14 protein-coding genes and 4 pseudogenes are annotated in these 18,911 nt (G+C 64.6%); 8 read left to right on the forward strand and 10 right to left on the reverse strand.

All coding sequences use genetic code 11. From position 1 onward, the window contains the following. Together ACFTZB_RS19940 and ACFTZB_RS19945 are read left to right on the forward strand one after the other, a co-directional pair. Positions 1-404: substrate-binding domain-containing protein (locus ACFTZB_RS19940; protein WP_378433675.1), on the forward strand; the 404-nt coding region annotated here is incomplete at its 5' end. A gap of 26 nt (positions 405-430) precedes the next feature. Then, positions 431-1,702 (forward strand): SDR family NAD(P)-dependent oxidoreductase, encoded by a 1,272-nt coding sequence (locus tag ACFTZB_RS19945; RefSeq protein ID WP_378433676.1) that lies wholly within the window; start codon positions 431-433, stop codon positions 1,700-1,702. A gap of 422 nt (positions 1,703-2,124) precedes the next feature. Here the strand turns inward: ACFTZB_RS19945 and ACFTZB_RS19950 are convergent. The 9 genes and pseudogenes from ACFTZB_RS19950 to ACFTZB_RS19990 form a co-directional block, all read right to left on the reverse strand. Then, a pseudogene (locus ACFTZB_RS19950) lies at positions 2,125-3,576 on the reverse strand (aldehyde dehydrogenase family protein). Between the two features lie 2 nt (positions 3,577-3,578). Beyond that, positions 3,579-5,078, reverse strand: coding sequence for a 3-hydroxyacyl-CoA dehydrogenase (locus ACFTZB_RS19955; RefSeq protein ID WP_378433677.1), 1,500 nt, complete (start codon positions 5,076-5,078; stop codon positions 3,579-3,581). Continuing rightward, positions 5,075-5,875: a CoA-transferase subunit beta gene (locus ACFTZB_RS19960; protein WP_378433678.1), complete on the reverse strand. Its 801-nt coding sequence runs from the start codon at positions 5,873-5,875 to the stop codon at positions 5,075-5,077. The genes ACFTZB_RS19955 and ACFTZB_RS19960 overlap by 4 nt, the downstream gene beginning before the upstream one ends. Beyond that, on the reverse strand, positions 5,872-6,792 hold the full coding sequence (locus tag ACFTZB_RS19965) for a CoA transferase subunit A (protein ID WP_378433679.1): 921 nt from the start codon (positions 6,790-6,792) through the stop codon (positions 5,872-5,874). Before ACFTZB_RS19965 ends, ACFTZB_RS19960 begins: the two co-directional genes overlap by 4 nt. 98 nt (positions 6,793-6,890) lie before the next feature. Then, positions 6,891-7,586, reverse strand: a complete 696-nt coding sequence (locus ACFTZB_RS19970) for a LysR family substrate-binding domain-containing protein (RefSeq protein ID WP_378433697.1) — start codon at positions 7,584-7,586, stop codon at positions 6,891-6,893. Positions 7,587-7,628: 42 nt separating this feature from the next. Next, positions 7,629-7,799, reverse strand: a pseudogene (locus ACFTZB_RS19975) (LysR family transcriptional regulator); the annotation flags it as partial. A 78-nt stretch (positions 7,800-7,877) separates the two neighbouring features. Continuing rightward, positions 7,878-8,642: a crotonase/enoyl-CoA hydratase family protein gene (locus ACFTZB_RS19980; RefSeq protein WP_378433680.1), complete on the reverse strand. Its 765-nt coding sequence runs from the start codon at positions 8,640-8,642 to the stop codon at positions 7,878-7,880. Then, positions 8,639-9,634, reverse strand: coding sequence for an NADPH:quinone oxidoreductase family protein (locus tag ACFTZB_RS19985; RefSeq protein ID WP_378433681.1), 996 nt, complete (start codon positions 9,632-9,634; stop codon positions 8,639-8,641). Before ACFTZB_RS19985 ends, ACFTZB_RS19980 begins: the two co-directional genes overlap by 4 nt. Further along, complete coding sequence (locus tag ACFTZB_RS19990; RefSeq protein WP_378433682.1) at positions 9,627-10,949, reverse strand: CaiB/BaiF CoA transferase family protein; 1,323 nt, start codon at positions 10,947-10,949, stop codon at positions 9,627-9,629. The genes ACFTZB_RS19985 and ACFTZB_RS19990 overlap by 8 nt, the downstream gene beginning before the upstream one ends. Positions 10,950-11,407: 458 nt before the next feature. Between ACFTZB_RS19990 and ACFTZB_RS19995 the strand changes: the two genes are divergently transcribed. From ACFTZB_RS19995 to ACFTZB_RS20020, 6 genes and pseudogenes are all read left to right on the forward strand, one after another. Then, positions 11,408-12,766 (forward strand): MFS transporter, encoded by a 1,359-nt coding sequence (locus ACFTZB_RS19995; protein ID WP_378433683.1) that lies wholly within the window; start codon positions 11,408-11,410, stop codon positions 12,764-12,766. Continuing rightward, positions 12,756-14,102, forward strand: a complete 1,347-nt coding sequence (locus ACFTZB_RS20000) for an iron-containing alcohol dehydrogenase (RefSeq protein ID WP_378433684.1) — start codon at positions 12,756-12,758, stop codon at positions 14,100-14,102. The genes ACFTZB_RS19995 and ACFTZB_RS20000 overlap by 11 nt, the downstream gene beginning before the upstream one ends. A 305-nt stretch (positions 14,103-14,407) precedes the next feature. Next, positions 14,408-14,566: pseudogene (locus ACFTZB_RS20005) on the forward strand (IS110 family transposase); the annotation flags it as partial. Between the two features lie 15 nt (positions 14,567-14,581). Beyond that, a complete protein-coding gene (locus ACFTZB_RS20010; protein ID WP_378433685.1) occupies positions 14,582-15,040 on the forward strand; it encodes a hypothetical protein in 459 nt (152 codons plus the stop codon). Between the two features lie 125 nt (positions 15,041-15,165). Continuing rightward, the gene (locus tag ACFTZB_RS20015; protein WP_378433686.1) at positions 15,166-15,516 is read left to right on the forward strand and encodes a hypothetical protein; all 351 of its coding nucleotides are present in this window, start codon (positions 15,166-15,168) and stop codon (positions 15,514-15,516) included. A 1,116-nt stretch (positions 15,517-16,632) separates the two neighbouring features. Next, positions 16,633-17,067 carry a tautomerase family protein gene (locus tag ACFTZB_RS20020; RefSeq protein ID WP_378433687.1) on the forward strand — a complete coding sequence of 145 codons (435 nt, stop codon included), beginning with the start codon at positions 16,633-16,635 and terminating at the stop codon, positions 17,065-17,067. Between the two features lie 159 nt (positions 17,068-17,226). On the opposite strand, the pseudogene ACFTZB_RS20025 reads toward ACFTZB_RS20020, so the two are convergent. Then, positions 17,227-18,872, reverse strand: a pseudogene (locus ACFTZB_RS20025) (hypothetical protein); the annotation flags it as partial. Positions 18,873-18,911: the final 39 nt, after the last annotated feature.

Raw genomic sequence — 18,911 nt, forward strand, 5'->3', positions numbered from 1 at the left:
TGTTCGTGACGATGAACGACGGTCTGGCCGGCGGCATCGTGGCGGCGCTGACCTCGCAGGGCCTGGTCGGCAAGATCCCCGTCACCGGCGGCCAGGATGCCAATCTCGACGCCTTGCAGTTCATCGCTCAGGGCAAGCTCGACAACACCATCTTCAAGAACCTCGCTGACGAAGCCAAGACCGCCGCCCAGGTGACGACATCGATCCTTGACGGCAAGGGGGTGCCGCAGGACATGATCAACGGCACCCTCAACAACCAGTACATGGACGTCCCGGTCGCTTTCCTCCCAACGCAGAACGTGACGAAGGACAATCTCCAAGTTGTCGTCGACTCGGGCTTCTACACCTGGGACCAGATCTGCGAACCCGATCCGACTTCGGACGTCTGCAAATCCAACTCCTGACACCTCGACAAGGGGACTGAACAACCGTGAATATTTCGGCAACGGAAACGCAGCAGCGCGATTCGCTCTCGCAGGCAACGGACGGCTCAACGATCCGGCTCGCTCAATTCGCATCTCGCGCCCTTGCGGACGAACTCACCGGGCGGATCGGCGTGCGTGCGGCGGAAACAGTTGCGCTCGACCTCAGCCAGGAGGCTGTCGGCCCGGATTGGGTGGCATCAGTCGAAGGCACCTCGCGCGCACTGCTCGACACGCTGGGCGAGACCGTCAACGCCAGCAGCCTCCCGATCGTTGTCGTGCTCCGGGTCGACGACACGCATACTGCGGTTTCGACGGCGGCCCGAAATGCGGTCAAGGGCGTCATCGGCGTAGCAGCGCTCGAGGCCGCGGACACCGGTCGTCGAGTCAACGCCGTCGCCATCAACCAGACGACTACCGACCGTGATCTACGCGCCACGGTCGAGTACCTCAGCGATGACGATGCCGCCGGATACACCACCGGCATCACGATCGACCTGACTCGGCAGGCCCCCGGGCACCAACCCGTCGGGGACCGCGACGAGGCACCGATCCTGGTGACCGGCGGCGCTGGTGGCCTGGGCCGGGCCTACGCCGAAGCGCTGGTCGCGGCCGGTCGCAAGGTGATCATCAGCGATCTCGAATCAGATGCCCTGCGGGCCACCGCCGACGAGCTCAACGCACCCTACGTGGCGTGCGATGTAACCTCCGCTGCCGCGGTCGAGGACCTGGCAAAAAATCCGCTCGTCGCGTCGGGACTCGCAGGTCTGGCGGTCTACCACGGCGTGGGCGGATCCGGGGGAATCGGTCAACTCACACCCGGGGTGCGCGACCGGTCCCTGGTCATCAACGGAACCGGCGTGTACAACGTCGTCAATGCACTCGTGCCGGCATTGCAGCGCGGGCGCCCCGGATCCGTGATGATCCTCGCCTCCCAGGCAGGATTGATCGCTGAACGCGGTGGCGGAGCCTATTGCGCGGCAAAGTTCGCTGCTGTGGGGTACGCGGAAGCCCTGGCCGAGGAGCTCTCGGATTCCGGTGTTCGCGTGCACAGCGTCTGCCCCGGTCCGGTGGATACAGCACTGCTGCGCAACGCTTTTGCTGGAATGGCTGCCGTCGAAGGAATGTCCTACGACGAGTACCGAAACTCCCGCATGCAGGAGATCCCGCTTCGCCGATTCGGGCAACCCGAACAGATCGCCGCGGCTACCTCCCTGCTGCTCGACCTGGACGCCACCGGAGTGGTGCTTCCCGCTACCGGCGGCATTGTGCTCACCTGATCCCGTAATCATCGACAGGTGACGTATGGGCCTTCCTCCGCTAATTCGGAGGAAGGCCCATACGGGTTTTGGGACCACCACAAGTAGTAACGGGCCTCGACATCGCCGACCACAATGAGTACCGGGCACAACGCGGGGTTCGGTCTACCAAGTGGCGGCACCCTTGGCACGACTACATGACCAGCGACCTCGTGAACCGTTCGCAATGCGCCGGCGGCCGGACCGCGGCCGAGGGCCGGAGGTGTCGCCGGCGCCGTTGAGGTCGACCTAGCCTCGGGGTGACGCCGTACACGTGGCGGATGCGGGACAGTTGGCCCCGCTGACCGAGACCGCGAATTCCGAATGACGAGGGAGGCGCCACTACTCTCAGGTCCGCTAATTGTGTTGTCACGGTGACGATGCGCCGCCGCTCCCGTGCATCGCTATTGAGTGTCCTCGGGTGGAAGCAGCCGAACGGCCACGGCGCGGCGTTCGAGGAACGCTTCGATGCCCTCGACTCCACCCTCCCGTTCCTGCCCGCTATTCTTCACTCCGCCGAACGGCAGTTCGGGACGCACGATGAAGGGATCGTTGACGCCGATCACGCCGAACTCCAACGCGTTGATCGTGTCCCACAACCGGGAGAAGTCCCGGCCGAACACGTAGGCGGCGAGGCCGAACTCGGAATCGTTCGCCCGCCGGACCGCGTCCTCGGCGTCGTCGAAGATGAAGATGGGCAGGACGGGGCCGAAGGTTTCCTCGCGGGCGACGAGTGCCGAATCGGGGACGTCGATCAGGATGGTCGGTTCGAAAAAGGCCCCTTTCAGTTGCGGCTTGTCGGACGCCCAGCGCTTTCCGCCGGTGACGGTCTTCGCGCCGGCGGCCACTGCGTCGGCGACGTGCTCGGTCACCTTGTTCAGCGCGTCCTCGTCGATGAGGGGGCCGAGCGTGGTTGCGGTGTCGACTCCGTGTCCGATGACGAGTGCCTCGGCACGCGCCTGGAGCCTTTCGACGAGTGGTTCGACGACACTGCGGTGGACGTAGAGGCGGTTGATCGCGATGCAGATCTGTCCGGCGTTGACGAACTTCACCTGTGCGATGGAGTCGGCGGCGATGTCGAGGTCGGCGTCGGCGAATACGATGCCGGGGGCGTGTCCGCCGAGTTCGAGTGAGAAGCGACGGGCTACGCGAGTGTGTGCTCGCAGCAGGCCGTGGCCCACTTCTGTGGATCCAGTGAACGTGACCTTGCGGATCCCGTCGTTGTCGAGGAACGACTAATTGATCGGCCCGGACCGCGAGGCGGTGAGGTGTTGCAGGACGCCGGCCGGTAGGCCGGTCTCCTGGATGAGGCGAACTGCTGCTTCCGAGGTGAAGGGCGTCTTTTTCGCCGGTTTGGCGATGACTGTGGAGCCGGAGGCGAGGGCGAGGCCGATCTTGCGGACGATCATGCTCATCGGATAGTTCCACGGACTGATCGCCAGGGTGGGGCCGACCGGAGCCGTGAGGACGAAGCCCGGCCCACCGTGAGCGGTTGCCGGCGTCACCCGACCGTAGGCGCGCCGGCCTTCCTCCGCGGCCCATTCGAGCATGCGCGCCGATCCGAGGACCTCCGCCTCGGCTTGCGCGAGGGGCTTACCGTTCTCGCGGGACAGGATGTCGGCCAACTCGGCGAGGTTGTCGCGGAATGATGCGGCAGCACGGCGAAGATAGCCGCCACGGGTCTCGGCGTCGACGGCACGCCACGACTCGAAGGCGCGAACCGCCGCCGCGGCGGCATCGTGGGCATCCTGTTCGGTGGCGTCGGCCGCAACACCGATCAGCTCGGTCGTGGCGGGGTCGATGACCTCGAACCCTGATGCCGCGTCGCGCCATTCACCGTCGATGAGAAGCGTCATGCTCACTTCAATTCTTCCTTTCGAGAGATTTCGGACCCAGTGTTCTTGGCGCGGCGCAGACGGGGGGTGGGGCGGTAGTGCGGATCGCTGTAGTAGGTGATCAGCTCGTCGAGGACACCGGCGACCCAGTCGTGGCCCCACCGCTGCGCCCAATCGATCGGCCCCAGCGGGTAGCCGGTGCCGAGTCGCATGCCTGCGTCGATTTCGGCAGGCGACGAGAGGCCTTCGCGGAGGGCGTCGAGCGCGATGTTGGCGAGCATCGCGACGGTACGAGCCACGACCAGTCCCGGAACGTCGGCCAACTCGTGCACACGGACGCCAGCGCGTTGCAACACCGCGAACACGTCCTCCCGTTGCGGCTGTGTAGCCGTGGGGGAGAAGGCCACCGCCACGTCCGTGGCGACGGTCGGGTCGAGGATCCGGTCGATTACGGCGACGGCGCTACCCTGCTGCGTCGCGATCTGTGCGGCGGTTCGCCCATCCGTCGAGATTAGTGCGATGCCGCTGTCGAGGATGGCGGTAGCCGCGGAACCGGGCGGGTTATCCGAGAGCGGCAGCCCACTGCGGCCGAGGAGCCTCGTCAACTCGGTTCCGGTTCGGGATGTGACCGCGATATCCGCACGTAGCCTCGCGGGCGGAACGCCTGGTGCAGGGGTTTCGTCCGGCCACAGGACGCCGCGAACGCTCTTCCTCCCCAGCCAGCCAGCGAGGACGTACTCAGCCTGCAGTCGGGAGGGAGCGAACCGCGCGTCGTACCCGAAGGCCTCCCAAACCGATCGGGTGACCGCTTGATTGGTGTCGTGGCCGATAAGGTCCATCAGCGCGAACGGCCCCATCCTGAAACCGCCGGAACCGACCATGACAGTGTCGACGGTGCGGGCGTCGACGCCCTCTTCCATCAGACGCCACGCCTCCGCGTAGAAGGGCCGCGCGACCCGGTTGACGATGAATCCCGGACGGGCAAGGCTGCGCACCGGTTCCTTACCCCAGGTGTGGGCCAGGGCGATCGTTGCATCGACCGTCTCCGGCGAGGTCTCGTGGCCGGCGATTACCTCGACCAGCTTCATCGCGGGGACCGGGTTGAAGAAGTGCATGCCGACCACCCGGCCGGTGTTGCGCAACCCGGCGGCGATCGCCGTGGGTGACAGCGACGACGTGTTGGTCGCGAGGATGGTGCGCGTATCGACCACGCCTTCGAGCCGGGCGAACAGCTGCCGTTTCACGTCGAGGTCCTCCACCACCGCCTCGATCACCCATTCGGCGGGGGCAAGATCCTCCAGAGCGGAGGCACTGGCCAGTGACATGCTCTCCCCAGTGCCCGACGGTAGGCGTCCACGCTCCTCACGCCGCGCGACCGCCTCTCGAATTCTGCGAACCCCGTCGTCGGCTACACCCGGTGCGCCATCGTGGAGAATTACTGGATGTCCGGCCACAGCAGCGACTTCCGCGATTCCGCGACCCATTGTTCCGGAGCCGATGACGGCAACGGTTGGCTTGGTCATCGGAGGTACACCCGGGTCGGGTCGATCTCGGTGCGCAGCAGCGCGAGCTCGTCCGACGACGGCGCTTCGTTCACCGCGACGTCGTCAGCGACCTTCAGGTCCCACCCGGTCGCCGCAATCACCTGATCGACGGTGACCTCGGGCTGCACGGTGGTGAGAACCAGTTCGCCGGTCGAGTCGGCGCGGAAGATCCCGAGTTCGGTGATGAGCGTGGTCACGCCGGAGCCGCGAGTGCGAACCCGGGGATCGTGCACCTGTGCCCTCCTGGGCGACGGACTCGTGCAGAAATCGAGACGATCGACGAGTGCCCGTGGTGTGTGGCGACGCAACACCACGAACACCTCGTGCGCATTCGCCATCACCTCGACAGCGCCCCCGGAACCGGGTAGTCGAACCGTGGGTTTGGCGTAGTCGCCGATCACGGTCGAATTCAGACTGCCGAACCGATCGATCTGGGCCGCTCCCAGAAACCCGACGTCGATATGGCCGCCCTGGAGGACGTGGCCGAATAACGCGTGCATCGACAAGATGCACTCGGCGCCGGTCGCCAGCGGCGCGTCAGCGACGGTCTGGGGGAGCCGATGCGGGTGCGCACCGCACACCCCGGATTCGAAGACCTGATGGAGATCGGGTGAGGTCGTCGCCCGCGCGAGCGCGACCGCGACCGTAGGGATACCGATTCCGGCGAAGACGAGGCGACGTCCCAGCAGTGCTCGCGCACTGGTGACTGCGAGCAACTCGCTTGTTGAGTAGGCAACGGTGGTGGCCGTTGCGAAGTCCGTCGTGGTGGTGGTCACAGTGTGCTCCCGTAGTCGACCGGTGCTGACGGTGCGGGCACCGGGGTGAGGTCGTCGAAGTGATTGGCGCCGAGCTTCTCGAGGTAGGCGGCGTGGTCCGGTACGTCATGGACCCATTCCTGGATCCACCGGTCGAGCAGCTCGGGATCCTTACTGATGGTCGACCAGTGAGAGTAGAAATCGTTGTCCCGGTCGTAATAGCCCTGTACGTAGGACGGATGTGCGCCTCGTGGACATTGAACGATGGCATCGACCGTGAAGCTCGGCAGCACGGTTCGATTCGGATCGGATCGAACGACTTCCGGCTCGACGATCTCCTCTACGAGAACGATCGAGCGTCGGGAGGCGAACACGACCTCCTGCTGGGGCCCGACGATGCCCCACACCTGTACGTTTCCGTCTCGGTCAGCGCGTTGCGCGTGGATGATGGCCACGTCGGGCCGAATCGGCGGAACGACGTAGACCTCCTCAACGTCGTCTCCCGTCTGGTATGGCGATGTGACCTTGCGGATCAGCGGGTTGACTGTGGTGAGATCGCCTCCTGCATACGAGCCGAGCGGATAGAACGGCAAATCGCTTGCGCCGGCGAGGTACCGGCCGAGCAGGCCGTAGTGGCTGTACTCCTCGATCTCGAGCGACCCATCCTTCTCGATCGCCCGTCGGATCGAGTGAAGTGAGCCGACGGCACTGTTTCCCGTGAACCCGAAGACCATTCGGTCGACCACCCCCGCGGCGACGAGCTGGTCGGCGATGATGTCCGGTGTCATCCGGACGAGGGTGAGGCCGCGTTTGCGCTGCCGGATGATCTCGTGCCCGGCTGCATACGGGATGAGGTGTGTGAACCCTTCCAAGGCGACTGTGTCGCCGTTGTGGATGAGGTCGCGAACGGCCTCAGTCAGACTCAGAATGTGCGCCATAGCCTCTACTTCCGGTGGACTTCGTTGATGCCATTCTCTCCGCCCGAATAAGGTTCACTCCAATACTTATTGGGTCGCGGAGTGATAGGGAATCGGACTCAATCGGATTTCGTGTGGATCCCGCCGGTGCCCGCTTCAGCGATGATCAGTCGCAGGATCGAGTGCACTGTGCGTGAGGTATTCGCTTCGTGCCACATGACAACCGAGTCGACCGGGACTTCCTCGACGAGCGGGCGGAAGACCAGGCCCTCGGGTTCGTAGAACTGGAGTGCCGACAGGGTCAGGGTGACGCCGACTCCTGCCGCCACGAGTGACAGGAGGGTGAGAGAGTCAGGCGCCTCCTGCACCACACGTGGGGCGAAGCCAGCCTCTGTCGCAGTGTGGATCAACAGATTGCGGACGCTGGAACCGTCCGATGCCGGAGGGGCGACGAACACCTCATCGCGCAGGTCTTTGATGTCGATCGCCTCTCGGGTGGCGAGGGGGTGGTCGGCCGGCAGTGCGACGACGAGGTGTTCCTTAGCGAGCAGATGAGTGCGTACCCCGAATCGGCTTCCTGGCAACCGGCCGAATCCGATATCGATCTCGCGATCGGCCACCTTGTCGAATGCTTTGCCCGACAGAAGGTTGCTTTCCAACCTCAATTCGATCCCGGGATAGGTCGAGCGAGCTGACCGAACGATTCTCGGGATGATTCTGTTGTATGTCGCACCTCCATAGCCGAGGCGCACGATGCCCGCGTCGCCCCGTCCTGCCGCGCGAGCAAGGGCGCGGGCGGTGTCGACACTGTCCATTACGGCGCTGCTGGCGTCGAGGAGTGCAGTTCCCGCCGGGGTCAGCCGGACGGATCGTGTACTGCGCTCGAAGAGTTGGACACCCAGGTCGACCTCCAGGCGCCTGATCTTCTGGCTGAGCGCGGGCTGTGCAGTCAGCAGGCGGGCCGCGGCGCGACCGAAGTGCAACTCCTCGGCCACGACAATGAATGCTTCCAGCTGTCTGAACTCCATGGATACTCCGGATCTGTGCACGGTGGGGTCAACTTATTGTCCCCGGGTGCACCCCGCGCGATGCATCGGCGCCAGACATCAGCGGCCCTGCCAGCGGGGTGGGCGCTTCTCGGAGAAGGCCGCGGCACCCTCGATCGCATCCGCCGAGGATCGAACCGAGTCGGTGATCTCCGCCTGACGAGCAAACAGTTCACCGGCAGGCCAGTGCGGTGCATCCCGAAGAATTCTCTTCGACGCCCGCACCGCCAGCGGGCCGTTCTCCGCGATCTGGGCGGCGAGTTCCTGCGCGACCTGGAGGGCCTCACCGGTCCGGGTCACCGCGTTGAGGAGTCCGTGACGATCGGCCTCCGGCGCTGGGACGAACCGGCCGGTGAGGATCCACTCGGCGGCGATGGCCCTCGGTACCCGGTGCGGAAGGCGCAGGACGCCGCCCCCGGAGGCGACCAGACCGCGACGGACCTCGGGGAGACCGAACGTCGCGGTATCCGCGGCGACGATGAGGTCGGCTGCCAGCGCAACCTCTAGCCCCCCGCCGAGGGCGTAGCCCTCCACTGCAGCGATGAGGGGTTTGGCGGGCGGCATCTCGGCGATTCCGCCGAAACCGCGGAGCTCGACGTACGGCCGCTCACCACGCCGGAACGCGGCGAGATCCATTCCCGTCGAGAAGTTCCCGTTGCTTCCGGTAATGACCCCTACCGCCAGACCGGAATCGCTGTCGAGCTGCTCGACGGCAGAGGCAATGCCACGTGCGGTGTCGAGGTCGATCGCGTTCCGTACGTCGGGACGGTTGAGTGTGATCGTCAGCACGCGACCCACTCGGTCGAGGACCACCTTCTCGCTCACGCCGGTGCCCCGATCGCAAGTAGTACCTTCCCCAGTACCTTCCCCTTCTGCACCCTCGCGAAACCCTCGGGGGCGTCCTCGAGGGCGAACACCGAGTCGACCGGGATCGGGAGATGATCACCGGCGGCGAGCGTCAACAGCTCGTCCATCGCGGCGGTCATGACGTCCGGCATCCGGTCGCGATACTCGCCACTCACGGAACCGATCACCGCGATGTTCTTCACGAGAAGGTGTCCAGGCTTGATCGCGGCGGGCTCGCCCCCGGCGAATCCGATCACGACTACTCGACCCTCGAAGGCGGTCGCTCGGATTGCCTCACCCAGCACCGCGTCACCGACGACGTCGTAGACGACATCGACGCCTCGACCACCGGTGAGATCGCGGACCCGCTCGCGGATCGACTCCCGCTGCAACACGATCACCTCGTCGGCGCCCTGGTCCCGTGCCACGGCCGCCCGCATGTCGTCCGGCACGACAGCGATCACACGAGCGCCGAGTGCCTTGGACAGTGCGGCCGCGGCGGAACCGGCCCCGCCGCCGACACCGGTCACGAGTACCGTCTCACCCGCTTGCAAACGGGCACGCCTCACGAGACCGAAATAGGCCGTGCGGTACACCAGCCCGAACGCCGCGGCGTTCTCGAAAGACATGGTGTCGGGGATCGCGACCAGGACGGAGGCGCTGACTCGGATACGTTGAGCGAATGCGCCGTGGTCGACCATCGCGATGACCCGACGGCCGAGCCAGGACGGGTCGACGTCTGCGCCCACATCCGTCACGGTTCCGGCTGCCTCCTTTCCGGGTACGAAGGGGAGATCAGGGAGGGACTGATAGGTGCCGCGGACGACGAGTAGGTCCGGAAAGTTGAGGGCGGCGAAGGCGACGTCGATGATGACTTCGCCTGCTGCCGCCTGTGGCTCGGGAACGTTCTCGACGGCCACGGAGTCCGGCTCGCCGAACTCGCGGACCACAACTGCACGTACCTCATTCACTTCTTCTCTCCTTCGTCGAAGAGGGGACATCTACGGGAGGGCCGAACGCTCCGTCCGCGTGAAGCTGTGAAATCTGATCCGGCGTCAGTCCGAGACCGGCGAAAACCGGCTGGACATCGGCACCCAACTCGGGAACGCCCAGGCCGGCGACAGTAGCGGCGCCGACCCTCACAGGTGTCCGTACACCGGTCAGCTTTCCGCTGTCACCCAACTGCACGATCGACTGGCGGTCCTTGACCTGCGCGTCTTCGACCACCTCGGACAGATATTGCACCAACGAGCACGGAATCCCCTGCGATGCAAATATGCTCAACCAAGCGTCTGCAGACCGGTGTGCAAGAGCGGCCTGTATGGCGTCGACGATCTCCGCCCGGTGCGTGCGGCGTCGAGCATTGTCTGCATAGCGCTCGTCCCCGCCGAGGTCCGGGCGGCCGATCAGTTCGCAGAATCGTTTCCAGAGTCGGTCGTTTCCGATTGCCACGACAATGTCCCTGTCCTTCGTGTGGAAGGACTGGTAGACGGCAAGCACGGAATCGGTTCCACCGCTGGGTGCAGGTTCGGGTTCACCCGCCAGATAGGACGCAATGCGGGGCGCCATCAACGCCAGCGCCGAATCCAGGAGCGACGCCTCGACGATCGTCCCTTCGCCCGTGCTTTGTTGCCGCACCACTGCAGCACATATTCCGAGTGCTGCGTTCATTCCTGTGGCGATATCGGTGAGTGCAGTCGACACCCGCTGCGGTCGGCCGCCTTTGGAGCCGGTGACCGACATCAATCCGGAACGGGCCTGGGCGACGAGGTCGTACCCGGCGTGGCCCGCGTCCGGGCCGGCGATCCCGAATCCGGAGATGACGCAACAGATCAGGCGGGGATACTGTGCGCGCAGAGTCTCGGGATCGAGGCCGAGTCGCGCCAGTTTCGACGGGTTGACGTTGACTACGAACACGTCGGCACCCTCGAGCAGCACCCTGAGTGCATCTCGCCCGGCTGGGGTACGTAGATCGATGGTGACCGATCGTTTACCTCGGTTGGCTGAGAAGAACCAGGCCGAGCGCTCGCCGTCGAAGGGGGGTCCCCATTGCCGGGCGTCGTCGCCGCCTGGGCGTTCGACCTTGACGACCTCCGCGCCCAGGTCGGCCAGGTACATCGTCGCGGTCGGTCCCGCGTAGGACGTCGTCATGTCGATGACACGGACCCCGCGCAGTGGCTCCGTAGTTCCGCGATCCGCCGCCGGTCGTGGGGAATCGAGTGAAAGCTGGCCCTCACGGTCTGGTTCAGTACGTGACTGTGTTGTTCGCTGCACATCGGTGCGCATTGATACCTCCCATGCTCTGGGGCATCGAAACATGAATCACTTATCCGATTCCAATACGTAATTGGCATTCCAGTGATACGAACTCGATCTTAATAATATTGGTGTAGTCGCCGACCGGTACTGCCGCCGAGGTGAGGCTGCCGTCCGAGCCTGGGCCGACCGGACCAGCGTGGAGTCCGTGGTGAACATGAGCGCTTCGCATGCCTCTGCGGCTCGAAGCGCTTTTCGTGTCTCATGCCGATGCCGAGAGTATTGAGAGGAAAACGCTCTGAGTGAACGCTTGAATCAGTATTGGACGGTAATCGGTCGACTTCGGAACAATCAATCCACCGAAGGCCGAGCGCGGCCAACCTGCGCGGTGGATCGGACGTGACCGACATCTCGACCAGCCCGCCCCGTGACGGTCGCCGCAGCAAATACAGGCAAACAGGTCGGTCAATGAGGACAGGAGCTTCCATATGAGAGACGTTGGGCAGATCGACGCGCCTGACCAGAAGTCGCCGGCGGGGGAACCGCCGAAGACTCGAGGACGACAACTCGGCAGGGCGATTGTGTCCGGCTGGGCCGGTACGTCTCTGGAGTACTTCGACTTCCAGCTCTATGGGTTGGCGGCCGCGCTCGTGCTGCCGACCCTGTTCTTTCCGGGACTGAACCCTGCCGTGGGACTGCTGTCGAGCTTCGCGACGTACGCCGTCGGCTTCCTCGCACGGCCACTCGGCGCCGTCGTGTTCGGGCGGATCGGCGACAAGCACGGCCGCAAGCCGGTACTGGTCATCACCGTTGCCCTGATGGGGGTGTCCACCTTCGGCATCGGCTTGCTGCCGACGTACGCGCAGGTCGGAATCTGGGCACCCATACTCCTCGTGACACTCCGCTTGCTGCAGGGGTTCGGTGCAGGCGCCGAGTTGGCTGGAACCTCAGTATTGCTGGCGGAATACGCGCCGGGGCCGAAGCGGGGCGCCATCGCCTCGTTCGTGGCACTGGGGACGAACACAGGCACCCTGGTGGCCTCCGGTGTCTGGCTGCTCATCGCCAATATGCCGTCGGACTCCATGCTCTCGTGGGGATGGCGGGTGCCATTCATCCTGAGCATCTTCGTCGTGATCGCAGCCCTCGTCATCCGACGGTATCTCGACGAGACCCCGGTGTTCGAGGCCGTGGCCCTCGAGGAACCCGCCGAAGAGCGCGCACCCCTGCGGGACGCTTGGGTACGCGGAAAGAAGCCGTTCCTCGCGGCGATCGGCATCCGTGTGGCGGAAAGCGGCCCGTCATCGATCTTCCACAGCTTCCTGCTCGGCTATATCGCCACGGTACTGGTCATGGACCGCGCAATAGGTACCCAAGCAGTCTTCCTCGCGTCCCTGGTCGGCTTCGTGACGGTTCCGCTCGCCGGCTGGTTGTCCGACCGGTTCGGCCGCCGGATCGTCTACATGACGATCGCCGGATTCCAGTTCCTGTGGGCCGTACCCACGATGCTGCTACTCAACAGCGGCAAGCCCGCGCTCATGACTCTCGCGATCGTGGTTGGCATCTCGGTGGGTGTGCTCGGCCTCTACTCCGTGCAAGGCTCCTACATGCCGGAGCTCTTCGGTTCACGCTATCGCTACTCGGGGATGGCTGTGGCGAAGGAAATTGGTTCCATCATCTCGGGTGGCCTTGCCCCGATGATCGCATCGGCGCTGCTCGCCGTCTTCACGAATTCCTGGATCCCGATCGCGGCCTATCTACTTGTCACGTCGGCAATCGGCGTGGTCACCGCGTACATAACACCCGAGACCGCAGGAAGGGACCTCACGGACCCGGCGGATGCACTCTGACCTCCGCTGCGCACTCAACAGATCTCCCCAACAGACTAGGAGCACACACTCTATGAATACGACAGCAGCGGCGGCGCTGGACTCGCAGGCCGGCCTCGCCGAAAACACCAATTCAATCGGTCTCGGCCTCCTGCGTCAGCCAAGATACGTCTTCTTCGGCCCCGGCCAGCGAATCCAGATCGCACGACTTGCGCAGACACTCGGCCGAGGTATCGCGATTGTCACCGATCAGCGGATGACGACGACCGCACATTTTTCCGAGATCGTGCAGCAACTGACTGACCGAGGGCTCGACGTTTCGGTGTTCGACAAGGTCGATCCGGAACTTCCCCGTGAGAGCCTGCTCGCGGCGGTCGGTCAGCTCGCGGACAAGCGCATCGACGCGGTGATAGGTCTCGGTGGCGGCAGCTGCATGGATGCCGCAAAAGTCGTCGCGATCCTCCTGGCGCACGGCGGCGATGTCCGGAAGTACTACGGAGAGAACCTCGTTCCCGGGCCAGGACTGCCCGTCATCACGGTGCCCACGACGGGCGGCACGGGTGCCGAAGTGACATCCAGCGCGGTGGTGTATGACGCCGAGCAGGCGATGAAAATCGGTGTGGCGAGTCCGTTCCTGGAGCCGTACGCCGCGGTGGTCGATCCCGAGTTCACTCTCAGTGTGCCCGCCGGGCTGACGACTGCGACCGGCGCCGATGCACTCTCCCACCTCATCGAGGCGTACACGTCCCGCGCCAAGAACCCGACCGCCGACGAGATCGATCGACACATGTACGTCGGGAAGAACACGCTGACCGATGTGTATGCGCGCTACGGGCTCCAACTGATCAACGTCTCGTTGGAGAACGTGGTCGCCCGACCCGACGATCTGACGGCACGAACCGAAACGATGCTTGCGGCACACGCTGCGGGAATGGCCATCAATACGTCGGGAACCGCTGCCGCGCACGCAATCCAATCGCCGATCGGTGCGCTGACATCCACCTCGCATGGAATTGGTGTCGGTGCCCTTCTGCCCTACGTGATGCGGTTCAACCTCCCAACTCGTGTAACAGTCTTCGCAGAGATGGCAGATGTTCTGGGCGTATCCGAGCCGCACGCGGATCCTCAGGCGAATGCCCAGGCCGCGATCTCCCGGATCGATAGCATCCTCGACGCCATCCGTATTCCGTCAACGTTGAGCGAGCTGGGTCTGCGCCGTGAGAACTTTGAGTTCGTGGCCGAGCAGGCATTGAAGGCGACCCGATTGACGGCGAACAACCCGCGCGAACTGACGAAGGAAGGGATCGTCGAGATTCTCGCGCGCGGGCACGCCGGGGACCGATCATTTTGGGGATAATTCCAGTCGGCGCCCAGTAGCGTGGACACGCCGCAGACGTCGTGCCCGACAGTCATTCTTGCATCCGCTTCGATGCAAGAATGACTGTCGGGCGGGCTTGACCGACGCGTTGTGGGTGCGGTTGGTTCTGCTACCCCCTCGGAGTAAGAAGGCGGGTCGCCCGCCGAAGCGGACGTAACGGCAGCACATCGAATGCGATTAGACGATATGAGAGGCTGGGCTGGGACCTCCTCACATGTGAACGTGGGTTGCCGGCAGGAAACGGGTCCTGGCCGGTAGAGCCACAAGATGTGGGAGGCCCAGCGATGAATCAGCGTACAAGTATCGGTTTGGATGTACACGCACGATCGGTGGTCGCCTGCGGCCTCGACGGGCAGACATGTGAACTCTTCGAACGCCGACTGACACCCGATCAAGGCGAGATCCGCGAGTGGATCAGGATGCTGCCGGAACCGGTGGCGGTGAGGTGACTGGCGAAGGTGGTCGAGCGTGGTATGTGCCGGCCGTCGCTGGTGCAGCCGTCCGAGATCCGCCGGCTGCGCGACCTCACCCGCTACCGCCGTGCCCTCGTGCAGGACCGCACCCGCGAGCAGCAACGGGTCGAGAAACTGCTCGAGGATGCCCAGATCAAGATCTCGTCGGTGCTCTCGGACCTGCACGGCGTATCCGGACGGGCGATGGTGCACGCCCTGATCGCCGGAGAGCGGGATCCGCGGACCCTGGCCCGGCTGGCCAAGAGCGGTGCACGGAGAAAGACCGACCAGCTCGAAGAGGCGCTGCGCGGATTCTTCACCGACCACCGCGCGACGATTCTGAAGATGATGCTCGACAACAGCGACCGGATCGGCGCCCAGATCACCGCACTCGACGGGCTGATCGAGGACGCGATCAGCCCCTTCTCCGGACAGGCGACCCGCTCGCTGACATCGTCGGCGTGAACAGCGTTGCCGCCGCCGAGTTGATCGCCCGAGACCGGGGTCGACATGACCCGATTCCCGTCCGCCGCGCATCTGGTGTCGTGGTCGAAGTTCTGCCCGCAGACCTACCAGTCCGCCGGCAATCCATGAGCAAGGGCCGCGGCAAGGGCAACCCATGGCTGGCCGGCACTCTTGGCCGGATCGCGTTCGCCAACTCCCGCGCCGACGCCTTCCTGGGCACCTGCTATCGGCGCCTCGCGCGACGCCGCGGCAAGCAGAAGGCGATCGTGGCCACCGGCAACTCGGTACTCACCGTCGTCTACCACCTGCTCTCGGACCCAGACGCCGAATTCTGCGACCTTGGGCCCGGATACTACGAATCCCGGATCAACAAACATCGCCGTGCCCGCGACCTCGCCACCCAGCTCCAGGCACTCACCGGCCAGCACATCGCCATCCGCGACGGTAAAGCCGTCATCACCGACACTGCCCCCTGACCCAAACTTGATGCGGTAGAACAACATAACCCGGCTCCGCCGGGTTCATTCGGCCCGCTCACTCACCATCCTATTTTCGGGTCAGAGTTGACCACGCGTCGAAACCGACACGCTCGCCACCACCCCAGATCGACCGGACCGCAGAGGCGGCGCCCACGACAACGGCCCTGGACGCCGCCTCGCCCTGCGCCCTTGACAAACCGGGTGTACATATCAGCTGGGCGGATCTGGACGGGGACACCGTGGCGGGGTCCCGGCCCGGTACGGGCCGTGGCAGACGGAGGCAGCCAACGGGAAGAAGGAGGGCTCGTCCGATGGGTGGCCACCAGCGTTCGACGTCGAGCACTACAAACAGCGCCATGCAGTCGAGTGCGGCATCAACCGACTCAGGTAGAACCGTGCTGTGGCAACAAGATGCGACAAGCTTGCGGTTCGTTACACCGCCACAGTCCGCATCGCCGCCATCAACCAGTGGCTCCGCACCGCCGACTTCTGAAACACGCCCGTAGTGCCGATCCAGGTGCCTGCGAGTGTGTAGCTAGTGGGGTGCTCGACCGGGTTCCTCGATGTGAGTGTGACTTTCATTGTCGATCTTCCGAGCGCCTGCCTCCAGGCCGAAGAAGTCGGTGAGGCGTGGGGAGAAATTTCGTGGCGAGCCGGTGCCAGTACGTGCCGAAACTGAACTTTCTTCACAACTGGTTGTTTTTTGCTGTTGGTGTGACTTGGGTCTCATCTACGGCAAATGCACACGACTCGGAGGAGGGACAGGATTGGCAATTTGCAGGCTTCGACGCCTGACAACGGCGTCGGGTTTGGTCGGAATTCATCTCGGCTTCGCGGGCGCCGACATGGTGGCGCCGACGCCAGGAGAAGGTGCCACCGTCGCGAGTAGCTGAGCTCGCGTTCGACGGCCTCGAATGGGGCAATTCCGGAAGTCTCGTCGACGACATCAGTTGAGCTGTAAATTTGTTCCGCTCATTTGCTTTTGAGTGGAACGATGTTCGATCAGTTCGGTTGAACTGCGTGTGTATCCTCTGCGGCGATCGACAGGGACCTGTCAGTAGTTTTTCGGTCGCGCGTTTCCATCATCAACCCATCAAGATTGGAGCCGACACCATGCCGCTCTGGCACGTCTACCACCCACCAGGTGCTTACACCGAGCAGGACAAGAAGGACTTCGCCAAGGACATCACGGCGTTCTACACGAACGTCGGTCTCCCGAAGTTCTATGTCCTCAGCTTCTTTCACGAGGTTCCATCCAAGTCGTATTTCGTCGGCGAAGAGGCCTCAAGCGACATGGTTCGCGTGTGTATCGAGCACACTGCACGAAACGTCGCGGACGTAAAGAGACGTCGATGGATGGTCGAGACCATCGCGAAGATCATCAACCCATACACCATCGACCGCGGATTGCACTACGAGTTCAACATTGACGAGACCCCCATGGACTTGTGGATGGTCGACGGTCTCTGGCCGCCGGAGTGGGGTAGCGAGGGTGAGAAGTTGTGGGCTCGGGAGAACAAGGCTGTTCCGTTTGCCATTGAGGTCTGACGACTGCGTCGGTCATGCACGTCGTGTCTCCACGAGTTAACGTTTCGAATCCGGCGGGGGTCACTCGTGCGTTTATGGGCTGCCCCAGAACAGCCCGGTGACCTTCTGCCGATCTTCTGTTGCGATCAAGCAGACTGCTGGCGCGCGAGGTGGCGAGCAGGCGCGCTCCGTGTCACCGAGCAGTTCGTGGCTCATCCCGAGGCCGTCGAGCGCGAGGACCTGGTGGAGGAGGTCGTCTTGTTCGGTGAATATGCGGACGGCATTCTCGAGATGGGCGCGTGCGTCGGGAAGACTCCCACCGAACAGGGCCAGATATCTGTCGGCGTGTTCGATGTGTGCGCGCAACTCCGGGTCGATCGTCTGGGCGGCGAGCGCGCGTCCCTGCTCCACCAGGGTGGTCGCCACCTCGAGGTCGCCCTGCACGCCGGCCATCAGGCTGCCGGCGAACAGCGCGTTGGCCCGGTCGACGGTGGGTGCGCCGGACTGGTCGGGAAGGAGGCGGTCGAGCCAGCGCCGTCCCTCGCCGAACAAACCCCGGGCGAGCCAGAATGGGAAGAGCGCGGTGGCGATCCGGAGTCCGGATTCGGGACTGTCGGCCACGCAGAACTCCAGGGCCTCCCGCAGATTCGGTTGCTCCCGGCTCAGCCGGGTGATCCACGTGGGCTGCCGGGAACTGATCCAATCGGCTTCCGCCTCTAGGGTCAATCGTGCGCACCAGTCCCGGTGCCGGCGGCGCAGTTCGGGATATTCGCCTGCCTCGCGCCTTCTCGAGACCGTAGTCCCGCACTGTGTCGAGCATGCGGAACCGCACCGTGGCACCGAACTCGTGTCTGGTCAGGATGGACTTGTCGACCAGGTCGGTCACCGTGTCGAGGAGGTACTCGCAGATTGGGTCGCCGACGCAGACCTGTTCTGCGGCCTCGAGTTCGCAGCTGCCGGCGAACACCGACAGCTGCGCCCACACCCGTTGCTCGGCCGGGGTGCACAGGTCGTGGCTCCAGTCGATGCACAACCGCAGCGTCTGCTGCCGCGAGGGTGCGTCCCGGCTGCCGCGGGTCAGCAGGGTGTAGCGGTCAGCTCGCCCAGCTCGACCAGCGTCACACCGTCGGGGAAATCACGCTGCGTCTTGGTCGCGACCGCACCGCCAGCCGGGTTTTCCCGACCCCGCCGATCCCGGTCAACGTCACCAACCGCGAGGCCGTCAGCAGGTTCTTCGCCTCGGCCAGCTCGGTGCGGCGGTCGACGAAACTGGTCGTTTCCAGCGGTAGACGACCCGTTCAACCCGAATCCAGGGTCGACCCTGATGCACCGCGCGGGCGACGCGTCGACTTCCGAGGAAGACTTCGCACGCACCGGTGCCGTGCCTGCCTGTCCCGCACCGGGTTCCGCGTGGATGGCCATGTCGTCGACCGGAAACCGTGGTGGCGCTGGGACTCGCGGAGCTGGGACTCGCGGAGCTGGCGGCCGAGTTCCCCGGCACCCGGGCGGCTGCCGGGGTCGCCGGACATGGCACCCTCGACGATCGCACTGACATCGTCGGGAACGCCGTGCTCACGCGGGTCCGGAACGGGCTCGGCCGCGATCCGCAGGAACTGCGCCCTCAGCTGCTCACCGCTGCGGCGTTCGAAGGCGGCGTGCCCGGTGAGAGCGGCGAACAACGTGGCCCCGAGGCCGTAGACGTCCGCGGCAGGGCTCGGCGGCTCGCCGGCGATGACCTCGGGGGCGGTGAACGCCGGCGAACCCGTCACGATCCCGGCCGTGGTTTCGAAGCCGCCTGCGATATGGGCGATACCGAAATCGGTCAGCATCCGGCTCGTACATATGGCTGATGGATACGGTCGCAG

This window comes from Rhodococcus sp. NPDC057014, from assembly GCF_042673295.1.
Lineage (GTDB): Bacteria > Actinomycetota > Actinomycetes > Mycobacteriales > Mycobacteriaceae > Rhodococcus_F.

Excerpts from the sequence above, each read along its gene's own strand:
- ACFTZB_RS19955 (WP_378433677.1), bottom strand. The coding sequence starts at position 5,078 with ATGACCAAGCCAACCGTTGCCGTCATCGGCTCCGGAACAATGGGTCGC.
- ACFTZB_RS19965 (WP_378433679.1), bottom strand. The coding sequence starts at position 6,792 with ATGGCGCACATTCTGAGTCTGACTGAGGCCGTTCGCGACCTCATCCAC.
- ACFTZB_RS19970 (WP_378433697.1), bottom strand. The coding sequence starts at position 7,586 with ATGGACAGTGTCGACACCGCCCGCGCCCTTGCTCGCGCGGCAGGACGG.
- ACFTZB_RS19990 (WP_378433682.1), bottom strand. The coding sequence starts at position 10,949 with ATGCGCACCGATGTGCAGCGAACAACACAGTCACGTACTGAACCAGAC.
- ACFTZB_RS19995 (WP_378433683.1), top strand. The coding sequence starts at position 11,408 with ATGAGAGACGTTGGGCAGATCGACGCGCCTGACCAGAAGTCGCCGGCG.
- ACFTZB_RS20000 (WP_378433684.1), top strand. The coding sequence starts at position 12,756 with ATGCACTCTGACCTCCGCTGCGCACTCAACAGATCTCCCCAACAGACT.
- ACFTZB_RS20015 (WP_378433686.1), top strand. The coding sequence starts at position 15,166 with ATGAGCAAGGGCCGCGGCAAGGGCAACCCATGGCTGGCCGGCACTCTT.
- ACFTZB_RS20020 (WP_378433687.1), top strand. The coding sequence starts at position 16,633 with ATGCCGCTCTGGCACGTCTACCACCCACCAGGTGCTTACACCGAGCAG.